Origin of the sequence: Bradyrhizobium sp. (genome assembly GCF_049586575.1) — a bacterium.
Taxonomy (GTDB): domain Bacteria; phylum Pseudomonadota; class Alphaproteobacteria; order Rhizobiales; family Xanthobacteraceae; genus Bradyrhizobium.
The window spans coordinates 1-5,375 of the sequence record NZ_JBAVCF010000117.1 but is presented as its reverse complement, the minus strand read 5'-3'; the positions used below and the strand labels follow the sequence as shown (position 1 = coordinate 5,375).

4 protein-coding genes and 1 pseudogene are annotated in these 5,375 nt (G+C 64.2%); 2 read left to right on the top strand and 3 right to left on the bottom strand.

Annotated features, from left to right (window positions below; all coding sequences use genetic code 11):
* The 3 genes and pseudogenes from WB528_RS04150 to WB528_RS04140 all read right to left on the bottom strand — a co-directional run.
* Positions 1–164, bottom strand: a pseudogene (locus tag WB528_RS04150) (DUF6460 domain-containing protein); the annotation flags it as partial.
* A 110-nt stretch (positions 165–274) separates the two neighbouring features.
* Positions 275–1,954, bottom strand: coding sequence for a cisplatin damage response ATP-dependent DNA ligase (locus WB528_RS04145; protein WP_423887161.1), 1,680 nt, complete (start codon positions 1,952–1,954; stop codon positions 275–277).
* Positions 1,951–2,994: a ligase-associated DNA damage response exonuclease gene (locus WB528_RS04140; RefSeq protein WP_423887160.1), complete on the bottom strand. Its 1,044-nt coding sequence runs from the start codon at positions 2,992–2,994 to the stop codon at positions 1,951–1,953. Before WB528_RS04140 ends, WB528_RS04145 begins: the two co-directional genes overlap by 4 nt.
* Positions 2,995–3,066: 72 nt before the next feature.
* On the opposite strand from WB528_RS04140, the gene WB528_RS04135 reads away from it, so the two are divergent.
* The gene (locus WB528_RS04135) at positions 3,067–3,993 is read left to right on the top strand and encodes a methyltransferase domain-containing protein (RefSeq protein ID WP_423887159.1); all 927 of its coding nucleotides are present in this window, start codon (positions 3,067–3,069) and stop codon (positions 3,991–3,993) included.
* Positions 3,990–5,375: DEAD/DEAH box helicase (locus WB528_RS04130; RefSeq protein WP_423887158.1), on the top strand; the 1,386-nt coding region annotated here is incomplete at its 3' end. The genes WB528_RS04135 and WB528_RS04130, both read left to right, overlap by 4 nt.

Below are 5,375 nucleotides of genomic sequence, written 5' to 3'. Positions count from 1 at the left end.
ATGCTGCGCAGGATATTCCAGGGATCGAAACCGATCGCCGCCAGCACGACCCCGACCAGGATCGAGAGCAGGATCAGCCGGAACGCCACGGCCAGAGGCGAGCCGCCCAGAAAGCGGCGCAGGGTGTCGCTATTCGCCGGCAGTTCTCTGGTCTCATTCGGCATTGATTTCTCCGCGCGGCTCGTGACGAACGTCAAATCCACTCTGCAGTGTCATTCTAGAGCATGATCGGCAGGGGTAGGAACTTGTTTTGACGTTATTTCGATTGCGGTTGCTAATCCAGACTGGTTTTGGTGGTTTCCGTAAGCGCAGGGCTTTTCAACAGCCGTTCCAACGTCTCCAGCCGGTCCGCTTCGCGCGGTGGCTTGTCCCAGCGCAGCCGGTTGATGCGCGGAAACCGCATAGCGACGCCGGATTTATGCCGCGTCGAACGTTGCAGGCCTTCAAACGCGACTTCCAGCACCAGTCCCTGATCGGGCTCATGCACCACGTGGCGCACAGGGCCGAACTTCTCCGTGGTGTTGCGGCGGACGAAGCGATCGATTTGCAGCAGCTCCTCGTCGGTGAAGCCGAAATAGGCCTTGCCGACCGGGACAAGCTGCGCATCACCGTCGACACCGCTCCAGACCCCGAAGGTATAATCGGAATAATAGGACGAACGCTTGCCGTGGCCGCGCTGCGCATACATCAAAACCGCATCGATGACGTGCGGATCTCGTTTCCATTTCCACCATTGGCCTCTGGGACGTCCCGGCAAATAGAGCGCATCGCGGAGCTTGAGCATCACCCCTTCCACCGCTTCGGCGTCTTCTCCGGCGCCGGCGCTTGCGGGATCGCGCCGCGCGGCGGCCAACGCCTCCCACCCGTCGAACGTAATGGTAGGCGAAAGGTCTACCTTCGCATCGTCAAGCCTGGCGACGAAAGCTTCCAGCCGTTCGCGGCGGCCGGCAAAGCCGAGCTCGCGCAGGTCGGTCTCATCGTCGGCGAGCAGATCGTAGGCGCGCAGACGAATCGGAAACTCCTTGAGCAGCTTTGGCGAGACGGCTTTGCGGTTGAGGCGCTGCTGCAACACGTTGAAACTTTGCACCCGGCCGTCACGCACCACCAACAATTCGCCGTCGATCGCGCCGGGTAGATGTAATGAAGGCAACAAATCCGGAAAGCTTCCGGTGATGTCCTCGCCGCTGCGCGAATAGAGCCGGGTCGTGATGTGGCCGTTCGCGTCGCGCCCGCTAACGGCCTGCACGCGAATGCCGTCCCACTTCCATTCGGCGATGAAGTCGGCAGCGTTGAGATTGGCGAAATCCGTATCCTCGATCGCATGCGCCAGCATCACGGGACGGAACGGCGCCGGGTCGAGGTTGACAGGCTTCTCGCCGCGCCCATCCAGCCATGCGAACAGGTCGAGATAGGGCGGTGTGAGCCCCGGCCAGATCAGTTCGATTTCATGGGCGTCCTTGCCGCCGAGCGCTGCCGCTGCGGTCTTGGCGAGCCGCGCGGAAATGCCGATCCGCATCGCGCCGGTCACGAGTTTCAACAGCGCCCAGCGGCCGGTTTCATCCAGGTCATCGAGCCAGCGCGAAAGCTGCTTCGGCATTTCGGTCTTGCCGAGCGTGCGCAGCGTCGTGACGACGTCGGTCAGGGTGGGCGGCGGCGGATTGTTGTGAAGGCGGTCCGCCGAATTCTTCGGCCACATCAGCGCCACCGTTTCCGAGAGATCGCCGACGTAATCATAGGAAAGCGCAAACAAGGCCGGATCGGTGCGCTCGGCGATGAGGTCGCGGATCAGGCCGGGCTTGGCGTGTTTGAAGGACAGCGCGCCGGTGAGCGCGGCCAGCGCGTAGCCGCGATCGGGATCTTCGATCGTGCGGAAATAGTTGGTGATCAGGCGCAGCTTGTTGTTGCGGCCGGGCTCGTAGGCGAGGCGATCAAGCAGTTCGGCAAAGCGATTCATGCCTCGCCGCCCTCGCCCGCGGCAGCGTCGCCTTCGCCGTTATCCTCATCGCCATAGCCGACGAGATCGAGCGGGCGGGCGGCCAATCCTTGCGTCTTGCACCAATGCACCAGCGCGTCTTCCTGCCCATGCGTGACCCAGATTTCGCCGGCGCCCGTCGCCTGGATGGTCGCGGTCAAGCCGTCCCAGTCGGCGTGGTCGGAAATCACCAGCGGCAGTTCGATGCCGCCCTGGCGGGCGCGCGCTCGCACGCGCATCCACCCCGAAGCAAAAGCGGTGACGGGATCGGGAAATCGCCTCGTCCAGACGTCGGAAGTCGCCGAGGGCGGCGCCAGCGTGATGGTGCCGGCGAGATCGGCCTTCTTCATGCCCTTGACGGGACGCAACTCGCCGAGCTCGACGCCGCGGCTTTGATAGTAGGTGGTGATCTTCTCCATCGCGCCATGCAGATAGATCGGCGCGTCGTAGCCGGCCGCGCGCAACAGCGCGATTACGCGCTGGGCCTTGCCCAGCGAATAGGCGCCGACCAGATGCGCGCGCTCCGGAAACAGCGCCACCGAAGCGAGAAGTTTCTTCACCTCGTCCGCCGCGTTGCCGTGGCGGAATACCGGCAGGCCGAATGTCGCCTCGGTAATGAAGACATCGCAGGGCACGACCTCGAACGGTGTGCAGGTCGGATCGGGCGCATCCTTGTAGTCGCCGGAGGCGACGACGCGCGTGCCCTTGCAATTGACGGCGATCTGCGCGGAGCCCAGTACATGCCCGGCCGGATGGAACTTGACCGTCACTTCGCCGAGCCGCAATTCCTCGCCGTAAGCAATTGCCTGCGTGCTGCGGGCGAAATTATCGCCATGGCGCAGCCGCATCATGTCGAGCGTCTCTTGCGTCGCCAGCACCGCGCCATGGCCGGCCCGGGCATGGTCGGAATGGCCGTGGGTGATGACGGCGCGCTCGACCGGCCGCACCGGATCGATATGGAATCCGCCCGGCTTGCAGCACAGGCCGGCCGGCTGGGGTGTCAGGATGTCTTGCGGGCGCATGTTGTTTATATAGGCTCCTGAACTGTTCGTTCGAGTCCCGCTTTTGTCCTCGCAACCCACACCGGCCCTGAAATGCCCGCGCGCTTATTCCTGTCCTCCGGCGATCTGATTGCCGACCGCCGCTATGAATTTGCGCGCGATCTTCAGCTCAAGGGTGACCTTGTGGCCGCCGCTGATTTGCTGGAGCAGGCCATCGAACTCGCCCCCGCTTTCGTGTCGGCGTGGTTTACGCTTGGCGAAATCCGCCAGCAGCTCGGCGAGCGTGAGGCGGCGATTGCAGCCTTCAGGAAGGCGTGGGAGGCCGATGCCAGCGATCCACATGGCGCCAGTCTGAAGCTGATGCGGCTAGGGGCGGAACAATTATCGGCGATGCCGCCGGCCTATGTGCGGACGCTGTTCGACCAATACGCGCCGCGATTCGACCGCGCGCTGATCGACGATCTCGGTTATCGCGGGCCTTCGGTGCTGTTCAAGGCGGTCTTGGCGGCGCGCCATGCAGTGAAGAAGCCGGCCTTCTTCAAGCGCGCGATCGATCTTGGTTGCGGCACCGGCCTGGCGGCGTCAGCCTTCGCCAGGGAGGTCGATCATTTCACCGGCATTGATCTCTCGCCCGGGATGATCGAGAAGGCGAAGGCGATCGGGCTCTATGCCGAACTCGAGGTCAACGACATGCTGGCAGGCTTGCGGGCAAGACCCGAGGCCTGCGCCGATCTGGTGTTGGCCGCCGATGCCATGGTCTACGTTTCCGATCTCATTCCCGTCTTGACGGAGATTAGGCGCGTTCTCGCGGCCGGCGGCCTTTTGGCGTTCACGCTGGAGCGAAACAGCGGTGAGGGCGTCATCATCGGCGAGGGCCTGCGTTATGCCCACAGCGCGCATTATGTCCGCAATTCGCTGATGGCGGCCGGGCTGGCGCTGTCGCAGCTTGAGGAGCAGTCGTTCCGCAACGAGAACAACATGCCGGTGCCCGGTCTCGTGGTGGTTGCGGCCAAGTCGTGACGTCAGATCAACCAGATCTCCTTGCCCATGAACCGCTGCCCGAGATTTTTCTGCGCTGGTTTTCTTCGCGCGGCTGGTCGCCGCGGGTGCATCAATTGGCGTTGCTTGAAAAGGCGCGCGAAGACCGCTCTGCGTTGCTGATCGCGCCGACCGGCGCCGGCAAGACGCTGGCGGGATTTTTGCCGACGCTGGTCGAATTGAGCGGAGAGACTCACCTCTCCCTGAAAGGGGGAGGTCGGCGCGCGGAGCGTGCCGGGAGGGGATCCGAACAAATTGAAGCCGATGACCCCCACCCCAGCCCTCCCTCTTCCAGGGGGAGGGAGTTCGGCCAGCACAGCGGTCTCCCTTCCACCGGACGCGGCGTGACGCGCAGCCGCGGCCTGCACACGCTCTACATCTCGCCGCTGAAGGCGCTCGCGGTCGACATCGCGCGCAACCTGGAGACGCCCATTGCCGAAATGGGGCTGCCGATCAAGGTCGAAACCCGCACCGGCGACACACCGGTGTCGCGGCGGCAGCGGCAGCGGCGTTATCCGCCGGATATTCTGCTCACCACGCCCGAACAACTCGCTTTGTTATTGTCATCCGACGATGCGCCGTTTCTGTTTTCCTCGCTCCGGCGCATCGTGCTTGATGAATTGCATGCGCTGGTGACCTCCAAGCGCGGCGATCTGCTGTCGCTTGGGCTCGCACGTTTGTGGCGTCTGGCGCCGCAGATTCGCGCGATCGGACTGTCGGCCACTGTCGCCGAACCTGAGCAGCTGTCGCGATTTCTGGTGCCGCAACAAAACGGAGAGCGCCACTCGGCCGATGTCGTGATCGCGGGCGGGGCGGCCGCGCCTGAAGTCGAGATGCTGGATACGCGCGAGCGGCTGCCCTGGGCCGGACATAGCGCGCGCCATGCGCTCGGCGAAATCTACGATCTCATCAAGCGCAACAAGACCACGCTGGTGTTCGTCAATACCCGCAGCCAGGCCGAGATGCTGTTTCAGGACCTGTGGCGGATGAACGATGACGGGCTTGCGATCGCGCTGCATCATGGTTCGCTCGATGTGGCGCAGCGACGCAAGGTCGAGGACGCCATGACCAGGGGCAAGCTCCGCGGCGTGGTCTGCACCTCCTCGCTCGATCTCGGCGTCGACTGGGGCGATGTCGATCTCGTCATCAATGTCGGCGCGCCCAAGGGCGCCTCTCGGCTGATGCAGCGGATCGGCCGCGCCAACCACCGCCTCGACGAGGCCTCCCGCGCGGTGCTGGTGCCGGCCAACCGCTTCGAAGTGCTGGAATGCCGGGTGGCGATCGACGCCGTTGCCGAGAACGCGCAGGACACGCCGCCGCTTCGGACCGGCGGCCTGGACGTGCTCGCGCAGCACGTGTTGGGG

Bases quoted from the DNA above. Each gene is read 5' to 3' on its own strand.
- WB528_RS04135 (WP_423887159.1), top strand. From the start codon at position 3,067: ATGCCCGCGCGCTTATTCCTGTCCTCCGGCGATCTGATTGCCGACCGC.
- WB528_RS04145 (WP_423887161.1), bottom strand. From the start codon at position 1,954: ATGAATCGCTTTGCCGAACTGCTTGATCGCCTCGCCTACGAGCCCGGC.
- WB528_RS04140 (WP_423887160.1), bottom strand. From the start codon at position 2,994: ATGCGCCCGCAAGACATCCTGACACCCCAGCCGGCCGGCCTGTGCTGC.